The 25562-nt window shown below is 73.9% G+C and carries 26 protein-coding genes; 10 read left to right on the plus strand and 16 right to left on the minus strand.

All coding sequences use genetic code 11. The features are described from left to right. Positions 1-17 precede the first annotated feature (17 nt). Both ABD899_RS10230 and ABD899_RS10235 read right to left on the minus strand, forming a co-directional pair. Entirely contained in the window at positions 18-1040 is a 1023-nt protein-coding gene (locus ABD899_RS10230) for a S66 family peptidase (RefSeq protein WP_345205387.1), read from the minus strand. Between the two features lie 98 nt (positions 1041-1138). Next, positions 1139-1663, minus strand: a complete 525-nt coding sequence (locus tag ABD899_RS10235; protein ID WP_345205390.1) for a nitroreductase family deazaflavin-dependent oxidoreductase — start codon at positions 1661-1663, stop codon at positions 1139-1141. Positions 1664-1757: 94 nt separating this feature from the next. Between ABD899_RS10235 and ABD899_RS10240 the strand changes: the two genes are divergently transcribed. After that, positions 1758-2111: a metallopeptidase family protein gene (locus tag ABD899_RS10240; RefSeq protein ID WP_345205392.1), complete on the plus strand. Its 354-nt coding sequence runs from the start codon at positions 1758-1760 to the stop codon at positions 2109-2111. A gap of 51 nt (positions 2112-2162) precedes the next feature. Here ABD899_RS10240 and ctaF read toward each other — a convergent pair whose 3' ends face one another. Genes ctaF through ctaC form a run of 3 tightly spaced genes read right to left on the minus strand, consistent with a single transcriptional unit; the run spans position 2163 to position 5242 of the window. Then, positions 2163-2576: an aa3-type cytochrome oxidase subunit IV gene (ctaF, locus tag ABD899_RS10245; RefSeq protein WP_345205395.1), complete on the minus strand. Its 414-nt coding sequence runs from the start codon at positions 2574-2576 to the stop codon at positions 2163-2165. Between the two features lie 3 nt (positions 2577-2579). Continuing rightward, positions 2580-4322 carry an aa3-type cytochrome oxidase subunit I gene (gene ctaD / locus ABD899_RS10250; RefSeq protein WP_345205746.1) on the minus strand — a complete coding sequence of 581 codons (1743 nt, stop codon included), beginning with the start codon at positions 4320-4322 and terminating at the stop codon, positions 2580-2582. 26 nt (positions 4323-4348) lie between these two features. Then, positions 4349-5242 (minus strand): aa3-type cytochrome oxidase subunit II, encoded by an 894-nt coding sequence (gene ctaC, locus ABD899_RS10255; RefSeq protein ID WP_345205397.1) that lies wholly within the window; start codon positions 5240-5242, stop codon positions 4349-4351. Between the two features lie 96 nt (positions 5243-5338). Between ctaC and ABD899_RS10260 the strand changes: the two genes are divergently transcribed. Then, positions 5339-6505, plus strand: a complete 1167-nt coding sequence (locus ABD899_RS10260) for an aminotransferase class V-fold PLP-dependent enzyme (protein ID WP_345205398.1) — start codon at positions 5339-5341, stop codon at positions 6503-6505. After that, positions 6502-6831, plus strand: coding sequence for a sulfurtransferase TusA family protein (locus ABD899_RS10265; RefSeq protein WP_345205399.1), 330 nt, complete (start codon positions 6502-6504; stop codon positions 6829-6831). The genes ABD899_RS10260 and ABD899_RS10265 overlap by 4 nt, the downstream gene beginning before the upstream one ends. Here the strand turns inward: ABD899_RS10265 and aat are convergent. From aat to ABD899_RS10285, 4 genes are all read right to left on the minus strand, one after another. Further along, entirely contained in the window at positions 6810-7493 is a 684-nt protein-coding gene (aat, locus tag ABD899_RS10270; RefSeq protein ID WP_345205401.1) for a leucyl/phenylalanyl-tRNA--protein transferase, read from the minus strand. The two genes, ABD899_RS10265 and aat, sit on opposite strands and share 22 nt — an antisense overlap. Before the next feature lie 19 nt (positions 7494-7512). Continuing rightward, complete coding sequence (locus ABD899_RS10275) at positions 7513-8496, minus strand: carbohydrate kinase family protein (RefSeq protein WP_345205404.1); 984 nt, start codon at positions 8494-8496, stop codon at positions 7513-7515. Between the two features lie 94 nt (positions 8497-8590). Next, complete coding sequence (locus ABD899_RS10280) at positions 8591-8965, minus strand: HesB/IscA family protein (protein WP_345205406.1); 375 nt, start codon at positions 8963-8965, stop codon at positions 8591-8593. A gap of 119 nt (positions 8966-9084) precedes the next feature. Continuing rightward, on the minus strand, positions 9085-10251 hold the full coding sequence (locus ABD899_RS10285) for a glycerate kinase family protein (RefSeq protein ID WP_345205408.1): 1167 nt from the start codon (positions 10249-10251) through the stop codon (positions 9085-9087). Positions 10252-10352: 101 nt separating this feature from the next. Between ABD899_RS10285 and nadA the strand changes: the two genes are divergently transcribed. Next, positions 10353-11546, plus strand: coding sequence for a quinolinate synthase NadA (gene nadA / locus ABD899_RS10290; protein ID WP_345205410.1), 1194 nt, complete (start codon positions 10353-10355; stop codon positions 11544-11546). Between the two features lie 174 nt (positions 11547-11720). Here nadA and ABD899_RS10295 read toward each other — a convergent pair whose 3' ends face one another. Next, positions 11721-13082 (minus strand): dipeptidase, encoded by a 1362-nt coding sequence (locus ABD899_RS10295; RefSeq protein ID WP_345205412.1) that lies wholly within the window; start codon positions 13080-13082, stop codon positions 11721-11723. An 84-nt stretch (positions 13083-13166) separates the two neighbouring features. Here ABD899_RS10295 and ABD899_RS10300 point away from each other — a divergent pair, with 84 nt between their 5' ends. Then, entirely contained in the window at positions 13167-13748 is a 582-nt protein-coding gene (locus tag ABD899_RS10300; protein WP_345205414.1) for a DUF3043 domain-containing protein, read from the plus strand. A gap of 67 nt (positions 13749-13815) precedes the next feature. Here ABD899_RS10300 and ABD899_RS10305 read toward each other — a convergent pair whose 3' ends face one another. Beyond that, positions 13816-14031, minus strand: a complete 216-nt coding sequence (locus tag ABD899_RS10305; RefSeq protein ID WP_345205416.1) for a hypothetical protein — start codon at positions 14029-14031, stop codon at positions 13816-13818. Beyond that, positions 14028-15128: a glycine cleavage system aminomethyltransferase GcvT gene (gcvT, locus tag ABD899_RS10310; RefSeq protein ID WP_345205418.1), complete on the minus strand. Its 1101-nt coding sequence runs from the start codon at positions 15126-15128 to the stop codon at positions 14028-14030. The genes ABD899_RS10305 and gcvT overlap by 4 nt, the downstream gene beginning before the upstream one ends. A gap of 54 nt (positions 15129-15182) precedes the next feature. Here gcvT and ABD899_RS10315 point away from each other — a divergent pair, with 54 nt between their 5' ends. Continuing rightward, positions 15183-16715, plus strand: coding sequence for a leucyl aminopeptidase (locus tag ABD899_RS10315; protein ID WP_345205421.1), 1533 nt, complete (start codon positions 15183-15185; stop codon positions 16713-16715). A 126-nt stretch (positions 16716-16841) separates the two neighbouring features. On the opposite strand, the gene ABD899_RS10320 is transcribed toward ABD899_RS10315, so the two are convergent. Together ABD899_RS10320 and ABD899_RS10325 are read right to left on the minus strand one after the other, a co-directional pair. Continuing rightward, the gene (locus ABD899_RS10320; protein WP_345205423.1) at positions 16842-17036 is read right to left on the minus strand and encodes a DUF5302 domain-containing protein; all 195 of its coding nucleotides are present in this window, start codon (positions 17034-17036) and stop codon (positions 16842-16844) included. Positions 17037-17162: 126 nt separating this feature from the next. Continuing rightward, positions 17163-17486 (minus strand): hypothetical protein, encoded by a 324-nt coding sequence (locus ABD899_RS10325; protein WP_345205426.1) that lies wholly within the window; start codon positions 17484-17486, stop codon positions 17163-17165. Between the two features lie 156 nt (positions 17487-17642). On the opposite strand from ABD899_RS10325, the gene lpdA reads away from it, so the two are divergent. The 3 genes from lpdA to ABD899_RS10340 are packed head-to-tail and all read left to right on the plus strand — an operon-like array spanning position 17643 to position 21912. Beyond that, entirely contained in the window at positions 17643-19025 is a 1383-nt protein-coding gene (gene lpdA / locus ABD899_RS10330) for a dihydrolipoyl dehydrogenase (protein WP_345205428.1), read from the plus strand. Between the two features lie 39 nt (positions 19026-19064). Continuing rightward, complete coding sequence (sucB, locus tag ABD899_RS10335) at positions 19065-21005, plus strand: 2-oxoglutarate dehydrogenase, E2 component, dihydrolipoamide succinyltransferase (RefSeq protein ID WP_345205431.1); 1941 nt, start codon at positions 19065-19067, stop codon at positions 21003-21005. 19 nt (positions 21006-21024) lie between these two features. Continuing rightward, positions 21025-21912, plus strand: coding sequence for a TIGR01777 family oxidoreductase (locus tag ABD899_RS10340; protein WP_345205433.1), 888 nt, complete (start codon positions 21025-21027; stop codon positions 21910-21912). A 13-nt stretch (positions 21913-21925) separates the two neighbouring features. Here the strand turns inward: ABD899_RS10340 and ABD899_RS10345 are convergent, their stop codons facing one another. Next, positions 21926-23677 carry a serine/threonine protein kinase gene (locus ABD899_RS10345; RefSeq protein WP_345205436.1) on the minus strand — a complete coding sequence of 584 codons (1752 nt, stop codon included), beginning with the start codon at positions 23675-23677 and terminating at the stop codon, positions 21926-21928. A 68-nt stretch (positions 23678-23745) separates the two neighbouring features. Between ABD899_RS10345 and ABD899_RS10350 the strand changes: the two genes are divergently transcribed. Beyond that, on the plus strand, positions 23746-24480 hold the full coding sequence (locus ABD899_RS10350; protein WP_345205439.1) for a Type 1 glutamine amidotransferase-like domain-containing protein: 735 nt from the start codon (positions 23746-23748) through the stop codon (positions 24478-24480). Between the two features lie 37 nt (positions 24481-24517). Here ABD899_RS10350 and ABD899_RS10355 read toward each other — a convergent pair whose 3' ends face one another. Next, positions 24518-25555 carry a Gfo/Idh/MocA family protein gene (locus ABD899_RS10355; RefSeq protein ID WP_345205442.1) on the minus strand — a complete coding sequence of 346 codons (1038 nt, stop codon included), beginning with the start codon at positions 25553-25555 and terminating at the stop codon, positions 24518-24520. Positions 25556-25562: the final 7 nt, after the last annotated feature.

Consider the following 25562-nt stretch of genomic DNA (forward strand, 5'->3'; position numbering starts at 1 on the left):
CCATCGTGCCAGCCGCCTCACCGCAGGGTCTGGCTGATGCTCCACCCGTCGCCGTCGTGGCCGACGTGGGCGAGCGCGCCGTTGACGAGGGGAAGGTGCGGAGCCCAGTGACCGCAGTCGACCCCCGCCACGATCGGGACCCCGAGCCCGCCGAGCGCGTCGCGGACGGCGTCGTCCTGGGTCAGCGTCGGTGCATCCGGGGCGTAGGTGCGCCCGATGAGCACCGCGGCGGCGTCCTCGAGGAAGCCGGCGAGCCGCAGGCCGTGCAGGTTCCGGCAGATGGCGAACGCGTCGTCCTCGGCCGCCTCGAGGTAGACGATGAGCCCGTCCCCGAGTGAGGCCAGTGCGGAGGTGTCGGCCCAGCGGGTGCCGGCCAGGTTGACGAGCGTCTCGACGCACCCGCCGACGAGGCGTCCACCCACGTCGACGGCCCCGCCGAGGTCGTCGAGACGACGCCACGCCGTGGGCGTGTCGAGGACGTACTCGCGGTCATCCGGGTGCTGCGCGTAGTCGACGGCCGTGCGCCGGTGGTGGGTCGGGGGCCGCTGGGTGAACGTCGTGCCGGGCTCGAGGCGGACGATGTCCAGCCACCCCAGGAGGCCGGCGGGGATGCGGTAGGGCGTGTCCATGAGGTTGGTGCCGTGGATCGTCGCGACCCCGCTCAGGAGGGTCAGCGGGGTGAGCAGGGTCGAGATGTCCGAGTAGCCGACGACCCAGGTCGGCTCGGCGTCGGCGATGGCCGCCCAGTCGAGCAGCGGGACGAGGTCGATCGCCGTCTCGCCGCCCCACGGCGGGACGACGGCCCGGATGCCGGGGTCGAGCAGCATCGTCTGGAGCTCGTGGGCGCGCTGCACGGCCGGGGCGCTGACGTGACCGCTGCCGTCCATGCACTCCCCCACGACGACGTCGTAGCCGTGCTCGCGCACGGTGCGGACCGCGACGTCGAGACGCGGCTGCAGCGCCCCGGAGGCCCCCGAGGACGGGCTCGTGACCCCGACCGTGTCGCCGGGGCGCAGCGGGGCGGGGAATCGCAGCTCCATGGGGCACCGTAGCCCGCCGGGCCGCCCCGGCGCAGGTCCGACAGCCGCCGATGCCGGTCCCACCTCGGGCCTCGCGGGATGCCGGTCGGCCCCACTGGTCAGGAACTCGCGGCTCGCTCCAGCACGAAGACGCGCACCCGGCGGCCCGAGATCCGCTGGAGGTACGTCGGGTAGCCGACGTACACCTCCCCCGCGCGGGCCAGGATCGCCGCTCGCTCGGTGGTGTCCGCCGGGCGGGACACGACGTCGACGCAGAGGTCACGGTAGGTCACGGTCGCCCTCGGGTGCGCCTCGAGGTTGAGCACCCACGTCGGCGTGCCGGACTGCCCGAAGTTCGTGCCGAGCACGGCCAGGCCGTCGCGGAACGGCACGGCGACGAGCTGCGTGCGTCGAGCCAGCCCGCTGCGACGCCCGGTGGTCGTCAACCACACGACGGGGAGCCCGGCCAGCAGCTCGGCGGCGGTGGTGCGCCCCCGGCTGAGGTGGGCGACGGCCCGGTCCAGCGTGGGCAGCGTGCGCGACAGGGCCCGAGCGCCGACCCGGCTCGACGCGGCGACCTGCACCACCCGCTGCACCCGTCCGGGCTCCCGGACCCGGTAGGCGAGGTCGGCCGCGATTCCCACTCGACGAACCTACCAACACGGGACTGCCGGATCCTGGCTCGCCGCCGGTCACCGCGCCCGCCGGGGACGGCCTGCGCGTGGCAGGCTTGAGAGCGTGCAGCCGCTCACCGACGACGAGTTCGACGCCATCGTGGAGATGGCCCTCGACGAGGTGCCGCCCGAGCTCATGGCGATGCTCGACAACGTCGTGTTCCTCGTCGACGCCGAGCCTCCCCCGGACGACCCGGACCTCCTCGGGATCTACGAGGGCACACCCCTCACCGAACGCGGCGAGTGGTGGGGCCAGGGCTCTCTCCCGGACCGGATCACCCTCTTCCGCGGCCCGCTCACGCGCATGTGCGCCGACGACGAGGAGCTGCGCGAGGAGATCGCGGTCACCGTCGTGCACGAGATCGCCCACCACTTCGGCATCGAGGAGGACGCCCTCCACGAGCTCGGGTGGGGCTGAGCCCCTGCGGCGGGCGGCACCGGACCACCGCCCGGTCGCTCCTCGCGCCGGTCAGAGCGCGTGTTCGCCCTTCCAGTACTCGAACGTCCAGCCGATGAGGGCCGGGACGGCGAAGAAGGCACCGATGATGAACATCCACCAGCCGACCGCCAGCCCGAGGAAGCAGGTGGCGGACGCGGCCGCGAGGAAGAGCGGCCACCAGCTGTGCGGGCTGAAGAAGCCGTAGTCACCCTGGATCTCGTCGATGTCACCGAGCGGGTCGTCCGAGGGGTCGACCTCGAGCCGTCGGCGGGTCATCCACAGGTACCAGGCGATCATGAAGCCGAGCAGGCCCCCGAGGATGAGGCCGATGACGCCGACCCACTCGATGCCGAGGTCGGTCGACGAGGTCCAGAAGCCGTAGATCGTCGCCATGGTGAAGCCGAAGACGCCGACCACGACGCCGATGCGCTCCATCGCCAGCATGCGTCAGCTCTCCTTCTTCTCGTCGACGAAGGCGTTGCCGCCCAGGTCGGCCGGGCCCAGGGCCGACACGAGCTCGTTGTCGTCGGCGACCCGGGCGTCGTGGACGCCCGCGGGTGCCGCCTCGGGGTGGTGCAGGTCGAAGGCCGGGCGCTCGGAGCGGATCCGCGGCATGCTGTCGAAGTTGTGCCGCGGCGGCGGGCAGGACGTCGCCCACTCGAGCGAGGCCCCGTAGCCCCACGGGTCGTCGGTCTCCACGAGCGGGGCCGTGCGCCACGTCTTCCAGACGTTGTAGAGGAACGGCAGCATCGAGACGGCGAGGATGAACGAGCCCGCCGTCGAGATCTGGTTGCCGAGGGTGAACCCGTCCTCGGGCATGTAGTCGGCGTAGCGCCGAGGCATGCCCTGGATGCCGATGAGGTGCTGGACGAGAAAGGTGGTGTGGAAGCCGATGAACAGCAGCCAGAAGTGGATCTTGCCGAGTCGCTCGTCGAGCATCCGCCCGGTGAGCTTGGGCCACCAGAAGTAGAACCCGGCGAACATCGCGAACACGACCGTGCCGAAGACGACGTAGTGGAAGTGCGCCACGACGAAGTAGCTGTCGGACAGCTGGAAGTCCAGGGCCGGGCTGGCGAGGATGACTCCGGTGAGACCGCCGAACAGGAAGGTCACGAGGAAGCCGAGCGCCCACAGCATCGGCGTCTCGAACGAGAGCTTCCCGCCCCACATCGTGCCGATCCAGTTGAAGAACTTCACGCCGGTGGGCACCGCGATGAGCATCGTCATGATCGCGAAGAAGGGCAGGAGGACCTGGCCGGTGACGTACATGTGGTGCGCCCAGACGCTCACCGACAGCGCCGCGATGCCGATCGTCGCGTAGACGAGGGTCTTGTACCCGAAGATCGGCTTGCGCGAGAAGACCGGCAGGACCTCGGAGATGATGCCGAAGAAGGGCAGCGCGATGACGTAGACCTCCGGGTGTCCGAAGAACCAGAAGATGTGCTGCCAGAGCATGGCCCCGCCGTTGCCGGGGTCGAACACGTGCGCCCCGAACCGGCGGTCGGCGCCGAGCGCGAAGAGCGCCGCGGCCAGCGCCGGGAAGATGAGCAGGACGAGGATCGAGGTGACGAGGACGGTCCACACGAAGATCGGCATCCGGAACATCGTCATGCCGGGGGCCCGCATGCACAGGATCGTCGTGATGAAGTTGACCGCACCGAGGATGGTGCCGAAGCCACCGAGGGCCAGGCCGAAGACCCACAGGTCGCCGCCCAGGCCGGGGCTGTAGCTGGCGTCGGACAGGGGCGCGTACGCGAACCACCCGAAGGCCGCGGCGCCGCCCGGGGTGAGGAAGCCGGCCGCCGCGATGAGGCCACCGAAGAGGTAGAGCCAGTACGCGAACATGTTGAGCCGCGGGAAGGCGACGTCGGGAGAACCGATCTGCAGCGGCATGAGGGCGTTCGCGAACCCGGCGAACAGCGGGGTCGCGAAGAGCAGCAGCATGATCGTGCCGTGCATCGTGAACATCTGGTTGTACTGGTCGGGGTTGTCGACGACCTGCAGGCCGGGCGAGGCGAGCTCGGCCCGGATGACGAGCGCCATGAGCCCGCCGACGATGAACCAGATGAAGGAGGTGATGAAGTAGAGGTTGCCGATGACCTTGTGGTCGGTCGTCGTCACCCACTTCACGACGGTGCTGCCGGGCGCGAGGCGCCGGGTCTTCGCGGGGGCGGACGTCGTCCGCAGCATGGTCGACTCGGTGGCGGCGCTCATCGTCAGTTACCTCCGTCGGTGCCGGCGTCCTGGCCGTCCATCAGCTGCTCGCGGTTGAGCGTGTTGTTGAGCAGGCCGGTCTGCCCGGCGGCCCGCAGCTCGGCCATGTGCGCCTCGTACTCGGTCCGCGGGACGACCTTGACGTTGAACAGCATGTGCGAGTGGTAGGCGCCGCACAGCTCGGCGCACTTGCCCTTGAAGGTGCCCTCCTGGGTCGGCACGACCTGGAAGGAGTTGACCCGCCCCGGGACCATGTCCATCTTCTGGAGGAAGGCGGGCACCCAGAAGGAGTGGATGACGTCGCGGGCGGTGAGCACGAACTCGACGCGCTCACCGACCGGCAGGTAGAGCGTCGGGATGGTCTCCTCGGCACCCGGCTCACCGGTGAGGATGGCCTGCTCCCCGACCTCGTGGACGTCGTCCTCGACGTAGTTGAAGTCCCAGCTCCACTGCTTGCCGACGACGTTGATGGTGACGTCGGCCTGCTGGGAGGTGTCGGTGAGCGTCGTCTCGTCGCGGGCCGTGTAGTAGAAGAGCACGACGACCATGAAGATCGGGACGACCGTGTAGAGGATCTCGATCGGGATGTTGTAGCGCAGCTGGACGGGCAGGTCGTTGTCGTCCTTGCGGCGCCGGTAGGCCACGACGCACCACGCGGTGAGGCCCCAGACGAGGACGCCGACCGCGAGGGCCGCGATCCAGGCGCCGATCCACAGGGAGGTGACGACCTCGCCGCCCTCGGTCACGGCGGGCGGCAGCCACCCGGTCGACGCGTTGCCGCGAAGCTCGCCGCTCGCGCACCCGCTGAGGGCGGCGGCGGACAGCGCACCGATGAGGGCCACGGCGCCGAACCGGCGGCGTGGTCGACGGGGCGATGAGAAGTCGTGCTGGCGCACCGCTGCACCCTTCGTCTGGAGGAGGTCGACGGACAGGCACAAACAGTAACGCACCACCCACCGCGAGGTCAGGCAGGGTGCGACTACCGTCGAAGCGTGGCGCGCACCCCTTCCGACCTGCCGGGCGAGGGGTTGCTCGACGCCTCCCGCGGCCCCCTCGACCCGGTCGCCGCCCGCACCCTCGAGGCGGCCGTCGCCGTGGCGTGGGCCGACCCCGCCCACCCGCACCCGCCGGGACGCCGGGCCCGCGCTTTGCTCGACACGGCACGCGAGGTGCTCGCCGCCGCCGTCGGCGTGCGCCCCGAGGAGCTCTCGGTGCACGCGAGCGCCGAGTCCGCCCTCGAGCTGGGGCTCTCCGGCCTGCGGCACGCCCGCCGCCGGGTCGGCCATCGCGTCGTCGCCGGCGCCGCCGAGCGCTCCGTGCTGCTGCTCCAGCCCGGGACCGAGCCGGTCATCCCCGTCGACGCGGCCGGTCGGGTCGACGTCGAGGCGTATGCCGTCGCGCTCGGCGGCGGGGACGTCGCCGCTGCGGTCCTGCAGGCCGCGAACGCGGAGGTCGGCACGCGCCAGCCGGTCGGAACGGTCGGTGCCCGGTGCCGGGAGGCGGGGGTCCCGCTCCTGCTCGACGCGACGGCATCCGTCGGGAGGGACTGGAGCGCCGTCACCCGGTTCGGCGAGGACGCGTCGGTGCTCGTCGCCGACGCCGCGGCCTTCGGGGGGCCGCCGCTCGGGCTGCTCGCCGTGCGCGCCGGCACCCGCTGGGGCCTGCCCGGCCCGCGTCGCACCGCGGAGCAGGGGCGGGAGCACGCCAGCCCCTGGGTGCCGCTCGTCCTCGCGGCCGCCGAGGCCTGGCAGCAGGCCGCCGCGGCGCAGGATGCCGAGGAGCGCGCCGCGCGCGACCTCGTGGACCGGGTGCGCCGGGCGGCCGCCGCGGTGCCGGACGTCGAGGTCGTCGGCGACCCGGACGACCGGCTGCCGCACGTCGTGACGTTCAGCGTCCTGTTCGCCGACGGAGAGGTGCTGCTCGAGGAGCTCGCCCGCCGTGGCCTCGTCGTCGCGTCGGGGTCGGCGTGCACGTCGAGTGCCCTGCGGCCGAGCCACGTGCTCGCGGCCATGGGGGTGCTCACCCACGGCAACGTGCGGGTCACCCTGCCGCTGGGGTCGGTCTCCCCCACCCGTGGGCGCGACGTGGCCCGCCTGTGCCAGGAGCTGCCGGATGCCGTGGCGGCGGTCCGCCGCCGGCTGGGGACGGGCGAGCTGTGACCGACGACCCGCTCCTCGTCGACGCCCGTGGCACCCGCTGCCCCGTCCCTGTCATCCGGGTCGCGCGCGCCGCCCGTGACCGGCCGGCGGGGACCACGCTCGTGCTGCTCGCCGACGACGTCGCCGCCCGCTCGGACGTGCCGGCATGGGGGCGGATGCGGGGTCACGCCGTGACGCTCGTCGACGCCGGGTCGTGGACGGAGTACCGCGTCGTGCTCGGCGGCCCGCCGGCAGGACCGCCGGAGTCGACGCCCGGGGCGTCCACGGAGCCGACCGCCGGGACCGCGGGGACCTCCGGACGCGGTCAGGTCGACAGGTCGACCTGAGGTGCCTGCAGCGCGTCGGCGAGGCGGACCAGGTACTCCTCGCGGGGCCACTCCTGCGCCCCGAGGCGGCGCAGGTGGTCGGTGGCCCACTGGACGTCGACGAACCGTCGGGGGTCGCCGTCCGCGTGGAAGCGCTCGACGAGACCGACGAGGGCGACCTTCGAGGCGTCCCGCACGGCGTGGAACATCGACTCCCCCGCGAACAGCCCCCCGATCGCCACCCCGTACAGGCCCCCGACGAGCTCCCCGCCCTGCCAGGACTCCACGCTGTGCGCCCACCCCAGCTCGTGGAGCACCCCGTAGGCCGCGGCGACCTCGTCGGTGATCCACCGGCCCTCCCGCGAGGGGTCGGCACACCGCCGGACGACCTCCTCGAAGGCGGTGTCGACGCGGACGTCGAAGCGGGCCACGGCCCGGCGCAACGAGCGGCTCACCCGGAGGGCACCGGCGGGGATGACGCCGCGTGGGTCGGGCGACCACCACCCGACGGTGCCGCCACCGTGTGGGCCGAGCCCCATGGGGAACAGCCCGAGGCGGTAGGCGGCGAGCAACGTGCCCGGCTCGAGGTCCGCGCCGCTCGCGACGAGGTCGTCGCCCGGCTCGAGCCGCGCGGCATCGAGCAGCCACGGCGTCGCGGGGGGCTCGACCGGCGGGAAGGGCATCGCGTCGCGGACCCGCGGGTCAGTCGCGAAGGGTGCGTACGAGGGGCGCGACCTGCGCGGCGGCGTCCTCGCCGTAGGCCTGCGCGAACCGGGAGAGGAACCCCTGACGGGTCACGACGTACTCCTGGGTGCCGACCGTCTCGAGCACGTGCGCGGCGAGCACGGAGCCGATCTGCGCGCACCGCTCGTGGTCGAGCCCGCCGGCGAGGCCGACGAGGAATCCGGCCCGGAAGGCGTCGCCGACCCCGGTCGGGTCGACACGCTCGACGTCGCCGGCGACCGGCACGTGGACCGGGTCCTCGCCCTGGGTGCGGATGTCGGCGCCGTCCTTGCCCCGGGTGATGACCCGCGTCGTGACCCGCTCGTCGATCTCGTCCTGGCTCCAGCCGGTCTTGGTCTCGGTGAGGTGCGACTCGTACTCGTTCGTGATGAGGTAGTCGGCCCCGTCGATGAGGCGCCGGATGAACGGGCCGTCGGCGAACGCGAGCTGCTGCGAGGGGTCGGCGACGAACCGGATGCCGCGGGTGCGGCACTCCTCGGTGTGGCGCAGCATCGCCTCCGGGTCGTCGGCGCCGATGAGCACGAGGTCGAGGTCCCAGCGCTCGTGGATCGGGCCGAGCTCGATCATCCGGGCCTCGGACATGGCCCCCGCGTAGAACGTCGCGATCTGGGCCATCGACTCGTCGGTCGTGCACACGAACCGGGCGGTGTGGCGCGACTCGGAGATGTGGACGTGGTCGGTGATGACGCCGTGCCGGGACAGCCAGCTGCGGTAGTCGGCGAAGTCCTCGCCCGCCGCCCCGACGATGATCGGGCGGGCGCCCAGGGCGGCCATGCCGAAGCAGATGTTGCCGGCGATCCCGCCGCGGCGGATCTCGAGCGTCTCCGCGAGGAAGCTCACCGAGATCTTGTCGAGCTGCTCGACCACGAGGGAGTCCGAGAAGCTGCCGCGGAAGGTCATGAGGTGGTCGGTCGCGATGGACCCGGTGACGGCGATCTGCACGGCTCCGAACCTACCCCGCTCGTGCCGCGAGGGCCCGTGCCGGGTGGCACGGGCCCTCGCGGGTCTGCTCGGCCGGGTCGCCCGGCCGCGTCCCTCAGCTGAAGCTGTCGCCGCAGGCGCAGGAGCTGCCCGCGTTCGGGTTGTCGATGGTGAAGCCCTGCTTCTCGATGGTGTCGGCGAAGTCGATCGTCGCGCCCTCGAGGTAGGGAGCGCTCATCCGGTCGACGACGACCTCGACGCCCCCGAAGTCCCGCACGAGGTCACCGTCGAGGGTGCGCTCGTCGAAGTAGAGCTGGTAGATGAGCCCGGAGCAGCCGCCCGGCTGGACTCCGACGCGCAGCCGGAGGTCGTCGCGCCCCTCCTGCGCGAGCAGGGACTGGACCTTCTCGGCGGCGACGCCGGTGAGCACGACGCCGTGCGCCGCGGTCTCGTCGGTGGCTGCCTCGGTGGTCTGGAGCTGGTCGCTCATGGGTGCACTCCTCGTGCTGGCGGTGGCCTGGTCGGTGGCCCGGTCGCCGTGGTCAACCCCCGTGGGGCCGCCGGTGTTCCCGGGCTCCTTTAAGGATACGTCCCCGCGGGGACCGTGCCTCAACGGGCGGGCGACCAGGTGCGCGCCACGCGAGCAGTGCGCTCGGCGACCGTCGACACCGGGTCGGCGACGAGCGCCTCGACCTGCGTGCGGGTCTCGGCCACGGCGTAGCACGCCGCGAGGCCCAGGCTCATCGTCTCGCGGCGCCCGACGAGGCACTCCCCGGCCACGAGCACCGTCGGTCGGCCGTTCTCGAGCGTCGCGGCGGCCACCCCGGCGACGACCGACCCGCGCAGCGTGCTCCAGTCGACGAGCCCCGCGCCGGTCACGACGAGGTCGCTGCGAGCAGCCGCCACGCCGAAGCCGCACGACCGCAGCACCTCGTCGACCGCTCCCACCCGGCGCGCGCCCAGGGCGAGCAGGGCGTAGCCGAGACCCCCGGCCGAACCGGCACCCGGCTCCCGGTCGAGGCGGCGCGGCATCCCGCTGAGCAGGTCGACCGGAGGTCGGGGCAGGGCGCGGGCCACGACGTCGGTGAAGCGCCCGACCGCTGCCTCGAGCGCCTGCGCCTGCTGCGGGGTCGCGCCCTTGCGCGGGGCCTCGACGGCGCTCGTGCCCTGCAGCCCGAGGAGCGGGGTGTCGTCGTCGGTCGCGAGGACGAGGTCGACACCGGCGAAGCGCTCGAGCACCGCCCCGAGCCCGGGCAGCACGTCGTCGGGGACCGAGCGCAGGGCGAGGCCACCCCGGGCGAGGGCCGAGGCCGGCCCGGCGCCGAGGGCGGCGAGCATCCCCGCACCCGCGTCGTTCGTGGCACTGCCCTCGACGCCCACGACGAGCTTGTCGACCCCCGCCTCCAGTGCGGTCTCGAGGAGCTGGCCGACGCCCCACGTGCCGGTGAGCCCGGGGTCGCGCTCGTCGGCGCCGAGCAGGTGCAGCCCGGTCGCCTGCGACGACTCGACGTAGCCGGTGCGCCGGCCGTCCTGCTCGACGACGAGCACCGCGGCCGGGACCTCGCGCCCGAGCGGGTCGCTCACCGTCGTCGCGACCGTCGTCCCCCCGAGCGCGCCGGCGAGGACGTCGAGGAAGCCGGGGCCCCCGTCGGAGAGCGGCAGCGTCTCGACGTCGTCATGGGGGGCGCCCGTGCTCCACCCGTGGGCCATCGCGGCCGCGGCCTGCACCGGTCCGAGGGCCGATCCGAAGGAGTCGGGGGCGATGAGCACGCGCACCCGACGAGGCTACCGGGGCGCACGCACGCAACGGTCGGATGCCGTCACGCACCGTGGCCCGGAGCCGCGGCACCGCGGGTGCGACGGCATACCATCGACGGGTGACGACAACGACCGGCCCTGCGCGCGCGCCGCTCCCCCTTCTCGTGCTCGGTCACGGGCGTGACCTCGCCACCGAGCGGGGCGTGGAGTGTCCCGGCGACCTGCCCGCGCCGTCCGACCCCGGGCTCGTCGCGCGGGCCCGGGCCGCGAAGGAGGCCCTCGGGGACCGGGTCTTCGTGCTGGGCCACCACTACCAGCGCGACGAGGTCATCGAGTTCGCCGACGTCACCGGCGACTCCTTCAAGCTGGCCAAGGAGGCCGCCGCCCGCCCGGACGCCGAGTGGGTCGTGTTCTGCGGTGTGCACTTCATGGCCGAGTCGGCCGACATCCTCACGGCCGACACCCAGACCGTCGTGCTGCCCGACCTCGCCGCCGGGTGCTCGATGGCCGACATGGCCGCGATCGACCAGGTCGAGGAGTGCTGGGACGAGCTCGTCGAGGCCGGTGTCGCCGACGTCACCGTTCCGGTCACGTACATGAACTCGTCGGCGGCGATCAAGGCCTTCACCGGCCGCCACGGCGGCACGGTGTGCACCTCGTCCAACGCCCGGACCGCCCTGACCTGGGCCCTCGACCGGGCCGGCCGTGGCGGGAAGGTGCTCTTCCTGCCCGACCAGCACCTGGGCCGCAACACCTACGTGCGCGACATCGGCGGGGCGCTCGAGGACTGCGTCGTGTGGGACCCGCACCGCCCGATGGGTGGCCTCACGCCCGAGCAGCTGCGCGACGCGACGATGATCCTGTGGCGCGGACACTGCTCGGTGCACGGCCGGTTCACCGTCGAGGCGGTCGAGGCGGCCCGCCAGGCGATCCCGGGCGTGCGCGTCATCGTGCACCCCGAGTGCCGCCACGAGGTCGTCGAGCTCACCGACGAGGTCGGCTCGACCGAGAAGATCATCAAGACCATCGCCGCAGCGCCCCCCGGCACGGCGTGGGCCGTCGGCACCGAGCTCAACCTCGTGCAGCGCCTGGCCGCGCAGTTCCCCGAGCAGCGGGTCGTCTTCCTCGAGAAGAACGTCTGCTACTGCTCGACGATGAACCGCATCGACCTGCCCCACCTCGTCTGGGCGCTGGAGTCGCTCGTCGACGGGCGGGTCGTCAACCCGATCCGGGTCGACCCCGACGTCGCCCACTGGGCCCGCGTCGCCCTCGACCAGATGCTCGCCCTCCCCGGCGAGACGTCCAAGGACTGAGCCGCGCGCGCCGCAGTGCCGGGCGGAGGCGCGCGACCACCAGGCCGGCCGGACCACACCGCGGGCTCAGGAGGAACCCGCCGAGTCAGGGTCGGGGTCGCCCCTGACTCGGCGGAGTGCTCCTGACTTCGCGAGGGGAGAGGGGCTCCGGTCGGCGACCGGGACGGCCCCCGGTCAGCGCGGCAGGGCGCCGAGCCGGGCGAGGAGCACGGCCTCGGCGACGCACACCCGCTCGAACTCCTCGAGGTGCAGCGACTCGTTGGCGCCGTGCGCCCGGGTGTCGGGGTCCTCGACCCCGGTGACGAGGATGGCCGCGTCGGGGAAGCGCTCGGCGAACGCCGCGACGAACGGGATCGACCCACCGACCCCGATGTCCACCGGCTCGACGCCCCACGCGTCACGGAAGGCGGCGCGTGCCTCGTCGTACACCGGCCCGTCGGCGTGCGCGGCGAACCCGAGCCCACGGTCGTCGAGGCCCACCTCGACCCGGGCTCCCCAGGGCGCGTGCTCGATGAGGTGGGCGCGCAGCAGCTCGTAGGCGGCGAGGTCGTCCTCGTCGGGCGCGAGGCGCATCGAGATCTTGGCCGACGCGCTCGGCACGAGGGTGTTCGACGACGTCGCGACCGACGGCGCGTCGATGCCGATCGTCGTGACCGACGGCTTGGTCCAGATCCGCGACAGCAGCGGTCCGGACCCGATCGTCGACACCCCGTCGAGCAGCCCGGACTCGGCGCGCAAGCGCTCCTCGGAGAACTCGAGGTCGGATGCCGTTCCCTCCCGGAGCCCGGCGACCGCGACGTTGCCCTCGTCGTCGTGGAGGCTGGCCAGCACCCGCACGAGGGCGGTGAGGGCGTCGGGGACCGCGCCGCCGAACATGCCGGAGTGGATGCCGTGGTCGAGCGTCGTCACCGTGACGACGACGCGGATCATCCCCCGCAGCGTCGTCGTGAGGGCCGGCTCGCCGATGGCCCAGTTCGTCGAGTCGGCGAGCACGATGGCGTCGGCGCGCAGCTTCTCGCCGTGCCGCTCGAGGATGGTCGGGAGGGACTCGGACCCGATCTCCTCCTCCCCCTCGACGAACACCGTGACGCCGACCGGGAGGGCGCCGGCGTGGGCGCGCAGCGCGGCGACGTGCGCCATGACGCCGGCCTTGTCGTCGGCGGCCCCGCGCCCGTAGAGGCGACCCCCGCGCTCGGTCGGCTCGAAGGGCGGGCTGTCCCACAGCGCGTCGTCGCCGGGGGGCTGGACGTCGTGGTGGGCGTAGAGCATGACGGTGCGCGAGCCGGGCGGGCCGTCGGCGTGGCCGATGACGGCCGGACGCCCGCCCTCGCGGACGACCTCGACCGTCAGGCCCTCGGCGCGCAGCAGCGCGGCGGTCGCCTCGGCGCTCGCCTCGACGTGGGCCTGGTCGAAGGCGTCGAGGCTGACGCTCGGGATGCGGGTCAGCGACTCGAGGTCGGCGCGCACGGCGGGCATGAGCCCGCGGACCCGTTCGCGCAGGGCGGTGATCTGGTCGGTGGGGAGCACGTCGGTCACGCACCGACCCTACCCACGTGCGGCGCACCCCGGGAGCGGCACGCGCGTGCACGGCATCCCCCGGGCAGCACCTACAGTGGTGCCGTGTTCGGACGCGGCAAGACGACCAACGAGCAGCTCGGCGACGAGCTGCACCCCCAGCGCGAGGGGGCGAAGAACCGGCCCACGCCCAAGCGCAGGGACCAGGAGGCTGCCCGCCGCCAGCCGCTCGTCGTCACCGACCGCAAGCGGGCCAAGCAGCTCGACCGCCAGCGCCGCAACGAGCAGATGGCCCGGACCCGCCAGGCGATGATCAGCGGCGACGACGCCGGGCTCCCCCCGCGCGACAAGGGCCCGGTGCGGCGCTACATGCGCGACCACATCGACGCCCGGCGCAACCTCGCCGAGTTCATGCTGCCCGTCATGCTCATCGTGCTCGCGCTCAGCTTCCTGCGCACGAACGAGATCCTCTTCTTCGTCACGCTCATGACCTACGGCGTGCTGCTCGCCGCCGTCCTCGACACCGTGTTCATGTGGCGCGGGCTGCGCAAGAAGCTCACCGCGAAGTTCGGCGAGGAGGCGGCGCGCGCCAAGGGCAACGCCATGTACGCCGCGATGCGCGCCTTCCAGCTGCGCCGCTCGCGGATGCCGCGTGCGATGGTCAAGCGCGGCGAGTACCCCTCCTGACGGTCGGTCGGGCAGCGAGCCCCGTCAGGGCACGGACGGTGCCTGGGTCACGAGCACCGACGGTCGCTCAGGGTGCCGGCTCCAGGCTCATCGGCCCGTAGACCACCTGGCCGTCCCGGTGCAGGGTGACGGCCGCGACGCCGGCGGCGGCGAGGTCGTGCCACACCTCCCCGAACCACGACTCGGCGTCGGACTGGGTGGGGAAGGCCGTCTCGCTCAGCGACTCACCGGTCATCGGGGCCCCCGCGGCATCGACGTAGGTCCACGTCCAGCGCTCACTCACGGCTGACGCACCCCCACCTCGACGAACGGTGGCTTCGTCACCGTCGCGGACACCCCGCGGCCCCGCACGTCGACGACCACCTCGTCGCCGAGGGTCACCGAGCGGTCGAGCAGCGCCAGCCCGATGCCCTGCCGACGGGTCGGTGAGAACGTGCCGGACGTGACCTCGCCGACGACGGCGCCGTCGGCGTCCTTGACCTCGCAGTGCGAGCGGGGGATGCCGCGGCCGGTCACCACGAGCCCGCGCATGAGGCGCGAGTCCTTGGCCGCGCGCTGCGCGACGAGCGCCTCGCGGCCCCAGAACGCCGGCTTGTCCCAGCCGACCGCCCACGCGGCCCCCGCCATGACGGGGGTGATGTCGAGGGACAGGTCGTTGCCGTGGAGCGGGTAGCCCATCTCGGTGCGCAGCGTGTCGCGGGCGCCCAGGCCGCAGGGCAGCCCGTCGTGGACGGCGACGGCGGTGGCGAGGGCGTCCCACACCGAGCCGGTGACGTCCCAGGCCGGGACGATCTCGTAGCCGCGCTCCCCCGTGTAGCCGGTGCGGCACACGATGACCGGAAGACCCTCCCACTCGGTCTCGACGAAGCTCATGTAGTCGTGGTCGACCGGCAGGCCGAGCCCGCGGAGCACCTCGTCGGAGCGGGGCCCCTGGACGGCGATGACCCCGTAGCGGTCGTGCAGGTTCTCGACGACGACGCCCGGCGGGGCGGCGGCGAGCAGCTCGACGACCCGGGCGGTGTTGGCCGCGTTCGGCACGAGGAAGACGTCGTCGTCGGAGCGCAGGTACTGGATGAGGTCGTCGACGACGCCGCCGGACTCGGTGCAGCACATCGTGTACTGGGCCTGCCCGGGCGCGATGCGCCGCAGGTCGTTCGTGAGGCAGGCGTTGACGAAGTCGGCCGCCCCCGGCCCGGACACGCGGGCCTTGCCGAGGTGCGACACGTCGAAGACGCCGACCCGCTCGCGCACCGCCGTGTGCTCGGCGACGACCCCGCCGCCGGGGTACTCGATGGGCATCGACCAGCCCCCGAAGTCGGCCATCTTGGCGCCCAGCGCGACGTGCCGGTCGTGGATCGGGGACTTCAGCAGCTCGGTCATGTGGGCACGTTACCGCGTGCCGGGGACACGTCGACGGGTCGTTAGGGTGCCTCCATGACCTCCCTGTCACTCACCGCCCGCACCCCGGCCGAGCTCGCCGTCGACACCCTCGTCGTCGGCTCGGTTCACACGCCCGACGGCGCCGACCTCGCCCACGGCCACGGCCTGCCGCGCAAGGCCGTCGTGCACCTGCAGGCGGTGCTCGCCGACGTCGAGGCCACCGGCCGGGCCGACGAGGTCGTGCGGGTCGTGGCCGTGCCCGGTGTCAAGGCGACCTCGGTCGTCGTCACCGGACTCGGTGACGGCACCTCCCGCCGCCCGGCCTACCCGCACACCGTGCTGCGTGCCGCCGCCGGCGCCGCGCTGCGCACCGTGCGCGGCAAGCGCTCCGTCGCGGTGGCCCTGCCCACCCCCGACGTCGAGAGCCTGTCCGCCGTCGCCGACGGCGCGTACGCCGGCTGCTACGCCTACGACAAGTCCGCGCCACTCGGCGGACGCCGCACGACGGCACGGGCCGCGAAGCCCGCCCGGGCGGCCGTCGGCCCGCGCATCATGGTCGTGTCGGGGGCCGGGCAGGGCCGCGCCGCCAAGGATGCCGTCGCCCGCGCCGCCGTGCTCGGCTCCGCCCGCGACTGGGCCCGCGACCTCGTCAACACCCCTCCGAACCACCTCTACCCCCAGTCCTTCGCCGAAGCCGTCAAGAAGCGCGTCGCCGCGTCGAGTGCGCGCGTGACGGTGTCCGTGCTCGACGAACGGGCGCTCGCCAAGGGTGGGTTCGGCGGCATCGTCGGTGTCGGCCAGGGCTCGGCGAACCCCCCGCGCATCGTCACGATGTCCTACGCCCCGGCGAGCGCGACGGCGTCGGTCGCGATGGTCGGCAAGGGCATCACCTTCGACTCGGGCGGCCTCAACATCAAACCGTCGTCCGGCATGGTGACGATGAAGTGCGACATGGCGGGTGCGGCCGCGGTCGCCGCCGCGGTGCTCGCCGCGGCCGAGCTCGCGCTGCCCGTCGCAGTGACGGGCTACCTCTGCCTGGCCGAGAACATGCCGAGCGGCACGGCGCAGCGCCCGAGCGACGTCGTCGTCATGCGCAACGGCACGAGCGTGGAGATCCTCGACACCGACGCCGAGGGGCGGATGGTGCTCGGCGACGGGATCTGCCTCGCGAGCGAGAAGCACCCCGACTGGATCGTCGACATCGCGACCCTCACCGGCGCACAGGTCGTCGCCCTCGGCACCGAGATCGCCGGGGTCATGGCCAACGACGACGCCTTCCGTGGCCGGGTCGTCACGGCCGCCGACGCGGCGGGCGAGGGGGCCTGGCCGATGCCGTTGCCGGCAGAGCTGCGCTCCAAGCTCGACAGCCCGACTGCCGACCTCGCGCACAAGGGCGACCGCGACGGCGGCATGCTGACCGCAGGCCTGTTCCTCAAGGAGTTCGTCGGCGAGGGCATCCCCTGGGCGCACGTCGACATCGCCGGCCCGGCGTTCAACGACAAGGCGCCCAAGGGGTACGCCCCCAAGGGCGGCACCGGCTTCGGGGTGGCGACGCTGCTCGCACTGCTCGAGGCCTCCGCCGGCTGAGCGCACCCCCCGCCGGCCGGCTGAACGGCACCCCTGGCACGGCCGGCTGAGCGGCACCCCTCGCACGCACGGATGCCGCGTCCACCCGGTGACGGGTCGGCGCGGCATCCGCCGTGGCTGGGGTCGTCAGCCGCCGCTCTTGCGGCGGAACATCTGCTGCGTCGCGCTGGCCTCGGGTCCGTGGGCGTGGTCGACCTTGGAGTGCTCCGCGTGGTCCGACACGTCGGCGCCGCCGTGCGCCTTCTTGGCGTCGAGCGCGGCCCGGAACTTCGCCTTCACGTCGTCGTCGACCGTGGGGCGCGGCTTCTTCGGGGCTGACATGACTCGTCCTTCCGTCGACGGGTGCGTACCTCCACCCTCGCAGACCCGACGGAGCCGTTCCACCGCTTTGCACCGGCGGCGGGTGTCCGCCGCGTCACCCGCTCCAGGGGTGTCGGACGGCCGCTCTCAGCGCTGCTTCGGCCGCCGCTGGCGCGCCGTCCACTCCCGCATGCGGGCCGGGTAGCCGGTCTGGTTGACGTCGTAGACGGGGATGTCGAGGGAACGGGCCACCTCGAACGCGGTGGGCCGCGACGGCAGCGCGCGGCGGGTCCACTCCCCGTCGTGGGCGATGAGCACGAGGGTCGTTGCGGTGACGTTCGTCGCCGGCTCGACGTAGGCCTCGACCCCGCGCCGGGTCCGCACGAAGTCGGCCAGGTGCGTGCGGGCACCCGTCGTGTCGCCCCCGCCGTGCGGGGCCTGCTGACCGCGACCGCGTCTCCACCACGCCATGCGGACACGATAGGCGGTCGACCTCGCCGCCGACCCCGACCGTCCAGAGCACGGTGTGTGGCCGGGCGCGGGGAGTGACAAGATGCTGCGCAACGCCCGGTCGGCAGCGCCCCGCGCCGCTGGGCCCACGACCGCCGCACAGCGAGGAGCACCGGGATGCCGGCCACCGCCGAGACCACCCACGACGTCGTCGTCCTCGGCGGCGGGAGCGGCGGCTACGCCTGCGCCCTGCGCGCCGCCGAGCTCGGGCTGAGCGTCGCCCTCGTCGAGAAGGACCTCCTCGGCGGCACCTGCCTGCATCGCGGCTGCATCCCGACCAAGGCCCTCCTGCACGCCGCCGAGGTCGCCGACTCCGCGCGCGACGCGGGCCGGTTCGGGGTGCGGGCCAGCCTGGAGGGTGTCGACATGCCCGCCGTCACGGCCTACCGCGACGGGGTCGTGAGCCGGCTGCACAAGGGGCTGCAGGGGCTGGTGTCCTCGCGGCGGGTCGACTACGTCGAGGGCGAAGGGCGGCTCGAGGGTGCGCGCACGGTCGTCGTCGGCGACCGGCGCCTCGTGGGGCGGCACGTCGTTCTCGCGACCGGGTCGTTCGCGCGCAGCCTCCCCGGGCTCGAGATCGGCGGGCCGGTCATGACGAGCGACCAGGCCCTCGGGCTCGACCACGTGCCCAGCCGGGTCGTCGTGCTCGGCGGTGGGGTCATCGGCGTCGAGTTCGCGTCCGTCATGCGCTCGTTCGGGGCCGAGGTCACGGTCGTCGAGGCGCTGCCCCGGCTCGTGGCCGCGGAGGACCCCGCCTCGAGCGCCGCCCTCGAGCGCGCCTTCCGCAAGCGCGGCATCACGGTTCGCACCGGGACGCCCTTCGAGTCCGCCACCCACGACGGCGGCCCGGTCACCGTGCGCCTCGCGGGCGGCGAGGAGCTCGTCGCCGACCTCCTCCTCGTCGCGGTCGGCCGCGGCCCGGTGACGTCCGGGCTGGGCTACGAGGAGGCCGGTGTGACGCTCGACCGGGGCTTCGTCGTCACCGACGAACGCTGCCGCACCTCCGCCGACGGCGTGTACGCCGTCGGCGACATCGTGCCCGGGCTCCAGCTCGCGCACCGCGGTTTCGCCCAGGGCATCTTCGTCGCCGAGGACATCGCCGGCCTCGACCCGGCGCCGGTCGTCGAGTCCACGATCCCGCGCGTCACCTACTGCGAGCCCGAGGTCGCGTCGGTGGGCCTCACCGAGGAGCAGGCCCGCGCCGTCCACGGCGACGCCGTCGAGACCTACGAGTACAACCTCGGCGGAAACGGCAAGTCGCAGATCCTGCGCACCCAGGGGTTCGTCAAGCTCGTGCGGGTCAGCGACGGGCCGGTCGTCGGGGTGCACATGGTCGGCTCCCGGATGGGCGAGCAGATCGGCGAGGCACAGCTCGTCGTCGCGTGGGAGGCGCACGCCGAGGACGTCGCGGCGCTCGTCCACGCCCACCCCACCCAGAACGAGGCCCTCGGTGAAGCGCACCTGGCGCTCGCCGGCAAACCCCTCCATGCACACAACTAGAGTGATGCACGCCACCGCCCACGAAGGAGAGCTGTCCTGATGTCAGAACGCGTGAAGATGCCTGCGCTTGGCGAGTCCGTCACCGAGGGGACCGTGACGCGGTGGCTCAAGGGTGTCGGTGACTCGGTGGAGGTCGACGAGCCGCTGCTCGAGGTGTCGACCGACAAGGTCGACACCGAGATCCCCTCGCCCGTCGCGGGCACGCTTCAGGAGATCCTCGTGGAGGAGGACGACACCGTGCCGGTCGGCGCCGACCTCGCCGTCATCGGCGACGGGGCCGCCGCCGAGGGGGGCGACGCCGGCGGCGCGTCCGGTGCGCAGGACACCGGGGCCGAGCAGTCGGGGGCCCAGGCGGAGGAGGGTGCGACGTCCGGCCCGGCCGACGAGGTCACCGACCCGGCCGACGGTGACGCCGTGGCCCAGGCGGGCGACGAGGGTGGCCAGGAACCGGCCGAGCCGCAGACCGAGGAGGCGCCCTCCCCCGAGGCCGCCGCACCGGCATCCGCGGGCGGCGACGGCGGCTCGGGTGGGGACGAGGGCGGCACGACCGTCACGATGCCGGCGCTCGGCGAGTCGGTGACCGAGGGCACCGTGACCCGCTGGCTCAAGCAGGAGGGTGACGAGGTGGCGGTCGACGAGCCGCTGCTCGAGGTGTCGACCGACAAGGTCGACACCGAGATCCCCTCGCCCGTCGCGGGCACCCTGACCAGGATCCTCGTCCAAGAGGACGAGACCGTGCCGGTCGGCGCCGACCTCGCGGTCGTCGGCGGCTCCGGCGGCGCGAGCACGGCTCCGGCGGAGCAGGCCCCGGCAGAGCAGGCCCCGGCGGAGCAGGCGGCACCCGCGCAGTCCCCGGCACCCGAGCCCGAGGCGGCGGCAGAGCCCGAGCCGGCGGAGCCGCAACCCGCCCCGGCCCAGGCCGAGGCCCCGGCCCCGGAGCAGGAGGACTCCGCGCCCGAGCAGGCTCCCCCGTCGGGCGGCGCGGCCCCCGCGGCAGCCGCGTCCGGTGGTGACGGCGCGGCATCCGACGAGCGCGACGCCGCGGCCTACGTCACCCCGCTCGTGCGCAAGCTCGCCGCCGACCACGGCATCGACCTCGCGTCGGTCACCGGCACCGGCATCGGCGGACGCATCCGCAAGCAGGACGTCCTCGCCGCCGCCGAGGCCCAGAAGGCCCCCGAGCCCGCACCGGCTGCACCGGCTGCACCAACTGCCCAGGCTCCGGCCGCGGCGGCGAAGCCCGAGGCCACGGCCGCGGCGTCCAAGCGCGGGACGACGGAGAAGATGTCACGGCTGCGCAAGACCATCGCTCGGCGCATGGTCGAGTCGCTCCAGGTGTCGGCACAGCTCACGACCGTCGTCGAGGTCGACGTCACCCGCATCTCGCGGCTGCGCGACCGGGCCAAGGGTGACTTCGCCTCGCGTGAGGGCACGAAGCTGAGCTTCCTGCCGTTCTTCGCCCTCGCCGCCGTCGAGGCCCTCAAGGCCCACCCCACGGTGAACGCGAGCATCGAGGACGACCAGGTGACCTACCACGGCGGCGAGCACCTCGGCATCGCTGTCGACACCGAGAAGGGCCTGCTCGTGCCCGTGCTCAAGAATGCCGGCGACCTCAACATCGCCGGCCTGGCGCGCGGCATCGCCGACGTGGCGGAGCGCACGCGGAGCAACAAGATCATGCCCGACGACCTCGCGGGCGGGACCTTCACGATCACGAACACCGGCTCGCGCGGGGCGCTGTTCGACACCCCCATCATCAACCAGCCGCAGGTCGCCATCCTCGGCACCGGAGCCGTCGTCAAGCGGCCGGTCGTCGTCACCGCCGAGGACGGCGGGGAGACGATCGCCATCCGCTCGATGGTCTACCTCGCGCTGTCCTACGACCACCGGATCGTCGACGGAGCGGATGCCGCGCGCTTCCTCTCGACGATGAAGCAGCGCCTCGAGGAGGGCGCGTTCGAGGCCGACCTCGGTCTCTGACGGCGCAGGTCCCGGCACCGTGGCTCGCATCGTCGTCACCGGCTCGTCCGGCCTCATCGGCTCTGCCCTCGTCACCGCGCTCCGGGAGCGCGGTGACGAGGTGGTCCGGCTCGTCCGGCGTCCACCCCGCGCACCGGACGAGCTGCAGTGGGATCCGTCGAGTCGCCACATGGACCCGTCAGCCCTCGACGGCGTCGACGGTCTCGTCAACCTGGCCAGCGCCGGTCCCGGCGACAAGCGGTGGACTGCCTCGTACAAGCGGGAGATCCTCGCGTCCAGGGTGAACTCGACGCACACAGTCGCCACGGCGGTCGCGAACGCCGACCATCCGGTGCGGCTCGTGTGCGCCTCCGCGACGGGATACTACGGAGACCGTGGAGACGAGCCACTCACCGAGGAGAGCGCACCGGGGTCCACGTTCTTCACCGACGTCGTCACCGCCTGGGAGGCCGCGGCCGCTCCGGCAGTGACAGCCGGTGCGTCGGTCGCTTACTGCCGCAGCGGCATCATCCTCGCTGGGGGCGGACCGATGTCACGGCTCCTGACCCTGACGAGGTTCGGCTTGGGGGGACCCATGGCCGGCGGACGCATGTACTGGTCGTGGATCACGCTCGCGGACGAGGTCGGCGCCATCCTCCACCTCCTCGACCGCCCTGAGATCACCGGGCCGGTCAACCTTGTCAGCCGGGAACCGGTGCACCAGCGCGACCTCGTCGAGGCAGTGGCGAGGGCGATGCACCGGCCCTCCTTCTTCCCGGCCCCACGATTCGGCGTGCATCTGGTCGTCGGCGAGTTCGCCGCGGAGATCCTCAGCAGCAAGCGCATCGTCGGCGACGTCCTGGTCGAAACGGGTTTCCGGCACCAGCACCCGGACCTTGAGTCGGCGGTGCGCTGGCTCGTCGACTGACGACCTCACCTCCTCAGTCCGCCGGGCGGATGGCGCGGACCCGCCACCCGACATCGGTGTGCACGAGCTCGACGAGCACGGGGTCGCCGGCCGCCGCAGGACGTGGGGTGCGACCCGACGGCCCGGCGACGTCGTACGGGCCCGTGTCGATGCGGGCGCGCACGACGGCCTCCCGGTCGGCCACCGAGACCGTCTGTGCCGAGACGACGGTGTACCGCAGCCCCGGGTAGCGCAGCCCGGCCCGGGCCAGCTCGGCGACGGCGGCGGCGTCCTGCGCAGCCGCCGCCGACCCGGGTGCGTCGGCCGCGTGGAGCAGCTCGGGCGTCGCCTCGCGCCAGGCGGCGGCCCGGGCCTCGGCGAGCACGTCGAGGAGCTGCTTCGGCCGGCTCCGCGGGGCGGTCGGATCGGTGCGCGGATCGCGCCGCGCGACATCCGGGGCCTCGCCCGCGACCGAGCCCGACGCAGTCCGGCCCGTGCCCGGGGCGGGCGGTGAGGGCTCGACCGCGGACGCACCCACCGGCCCCGGGCCCACTCCTCGGGAGCTGCGCGCCTCGGTCGTGCCGCCGAGCGCCTCGGCCGTACCCACGTCGCCCCCGAGCGCGGCGACGGCGACCACGAGCAGGGCGGTGAGGGCGACCGCCGCCACGGACCACGTCACGGATGGGACCACGGACAGGCCACGGTCGGCGGGGAGACGGGCAGGCCGCCGCCATCGCGGCTGCGCGTTCGCGGCGGCGTGCCTCCCCCGGCCCCGCCGAACCTCCCTCGCGGCGAGGACCCGACGGTGGGGTACGAGCCGCCTGGCCGCCGCACCCCACCGAGCAAGCGGGTGCGGGGCGGGCCGCTGCGGCGGTCGGCCCGCGGCAGCCCTCAACCGGTAGGTCACCGCGCTCACGTCGTCGTCCCCACGCACGAGCCGCAGCGGCTCGGGCTCGGCCGCCTCGAAGAGCTGCCACGCGAGCTCGTGCGCCCCGGGGCGGTCGGCCGGATCCGGTGCGAGCGCCGCGTCGAGGGCGCGAACCACCGGTTCCGAGCCCTCGCCGGCCCGGCACACCTCGGCCAGCGCAGGGCGCAGCCCGGGCGGGCCGGGGACCGTGCCCGACAGGCAGAGCCAGCCGAGGGCTCCCAGCGCGTAGACGTCGGCGGCCGCCGTCGGGTCGGCGCCCAGGACGACCTCCGGGGCCACGTAGCCGTCGGTGCCCCACACGCCGGGAGAGACCTCGCCGACGACGTGGCCGAGGCCGAGGTCGCCGAGCCGTGGTCGGCCCTCGAGGTCGAGCAGGACGTTGCCGGGCGAGACGTCGCCGTGGACGACCCCGAGCTCGTGCAGCCGCCCGAGGGCCGACGCCACGGGTGCGAGCACCGTGACGACCTCGCCCGGCGACAGGTGGCCCCGGGCGCGGACGAGGCCGTGCAGGGAGCCCCCGCGCAGGTGCGGCATGACGAGGGCGGCCCGGCCGTCGTCGAGGCCGATGCAGGCCTCGACGGGCACGACGTGCGCCGATGCCGCGTGCGCCGACAGGGCGGCCTCGCGCGCCGCGGCCTCGACCGCCATCGCCGCCGCGTGGACGACCTTCACCGCCACTCGCCGCCCGCCGTCGAGGGCCACCCCCGCCCACACCTCGCTCGTCCCGCCGCGCGCGAGGAGCTCGCCCAGCTCGAACCCCGGCACCTCCGGGGGCGCGGCGTCGGCCACGTCCCACCGGCCGGCCGACCCCCGCCGACCGTCCGCCTCGACCTCCACCCACCCCTCGTCCCCGTCCATGTCCCCAGCCTGACAGTGACCTCCGACCGGGCCGCGGAGTTGTCCACAGGGCCCCTAGGCTGGCGTCCATGACGGCCGATGCACCGACGATCATCGCCACGTCCGGGGGATATCGCCCCGGACGGCGCACCCAGTTCGAGTTCGACGCGCTCGTGCACCACGCGGTCGAGCTGTCCGGCGCCCACGGCCGGCGACCCCGCGTGACCTTCGTGGGCACGGCATCCGGCGACCCCCTGCAGATGAACTACTGGGCGCTCGAGGCGGGGCGGGTGGCCGGCTTCGACATCACGTGCCTCGACCTGTTCCCGATGCCCAACCTCGACGACGTCCCGGCGCACCTGCTCACGGCCGACGTCGTCTGGGTCAACGGCGGATCCGTGGCGAACCTCCTCGCCGTCTGGGACGTGCACGGGCTGCGTCCCGCCATGCGGGCCGCCTGGGAGGCGGGCGTCGTGCTCGCCGGGGTGTCCGCGGGCTCGATCTGCTGGTACACCGGTGGCTGCACCGACTCGTTCGGGCCGGAGCTGCGCGCGGTCACGAACGGGCTCGCGCTGCTCCCCTTCGGCAGCGGCGTCCACTACGACTCCGAGGAACGCCGCCGACCCACCGTCCACGCGCTCGTCGCGGACGGCACCCTGCCCGAGACGCACTGCACCGACGACGGGGTGGGCCTGGTCTACCGGGGCACCGACCTCGTCGAGGCGGTCAGCGAGACCGACGGCAAGGGTGCCTACGTCGTGACCCGCGACGGGGACGGCATCCGCGAGGAGCGCCTCGAGCCGCGGCGGCTGCCCACGCCCTGAACCGGACCCGGTCAGGTCCCCTCCAGGGCGAGCGGGCTCACGCGGTGCGCGAGGGCGTCTCGACGGGCACGACCTGCTCCTGCGCCGCCGAGGCCCGCGCCGCGTCGAGCACCGCGAGGGTGTGGACGGCATCCCATGGGTCGACCGGCATCGCGGCCTGCGGGTCGGGTGCGGCGAGCGCCGCGGCGACGGCCCGGTAGAGGTCGGCCTGGCTCGCCGCCGCCCGCACGACCGGCGAACGCTCGTCGTCGCGGTACAGCCAGCCGCTGTGCCCGGCATCCGGGTCGGCCTGACCGCTCCAGATCGACGGCTCCCCCGTGAAGTCGGCCATGACGTAGGCCGCCTCGGTGCCGAGCAGGCGCACCCTCGGACCGGGCGCGCCCGACACCGACGTCGCCCCGAGGTGCGACACCACCCCCGACGCGTGCCGGCAGACGAGGAAGGCGTCGTCCTCGGCGGGGGTCGTGCGCGCCGCGACGGTCGCGAAGACCGTGACGACGGGGCCGAAGAGCTGCACGGCGCAGTCGACGAGGTGGCTGTGGAGGTCGAGCAGGATGCCGCCGCCCTCGGCCGGTGCGGCGTTCTCGCGCCAGCGGTCCTTCGGCACCGGGCGCCAGCGCTCCCACCGCATCTCGTACCGGAACGGGGTGCCGACGAGCCCCTCGGCGACGACCCGCGCGACCGTCGCCTGCTCGGGGTCGAACCGGCGGTTCTGGAAGACGGTGAGGGGCACTCCGGCCGCCTCGGCGTACCGCACGGTGTCGGCGGCCGACCGGGTGTCGACCGCGAGCGGCTTGTCGACGAGGCAGGGCAGCCCGGCGTCGACGACCTGCCGCACGTGGTCGGCGTGCCCGCCGCTCGGGGTGGCGAGGACGACGAGGTCGACGTCTGGGACCGCGAGGAGGGCGTCGAGCGTCGGGACGACCTGCACCCCGGGGTGGTCGGAGCGAGCCGCCGCGGCCCGCTCCTCGTTGCGGGTGGAGACGGCGACGACCCGCAGTCCGGCCTCGCGTAGCACCGGGGTGTGGATCGTCTGGCCGGCGGAGCCGTAGCCGGCGAGTGCGACGCGCGTCATGCCGGCC

Origin of the sequence: Fodinibacter luteus, assembly GCF_039541575.1 — a bacterium.
Lineage (GTDB): Bacteria > Actinomycetota > Actinomycetes > Actinomycetales > Dermatophilaceae > Fodinibacter > Fodinibacter luteus.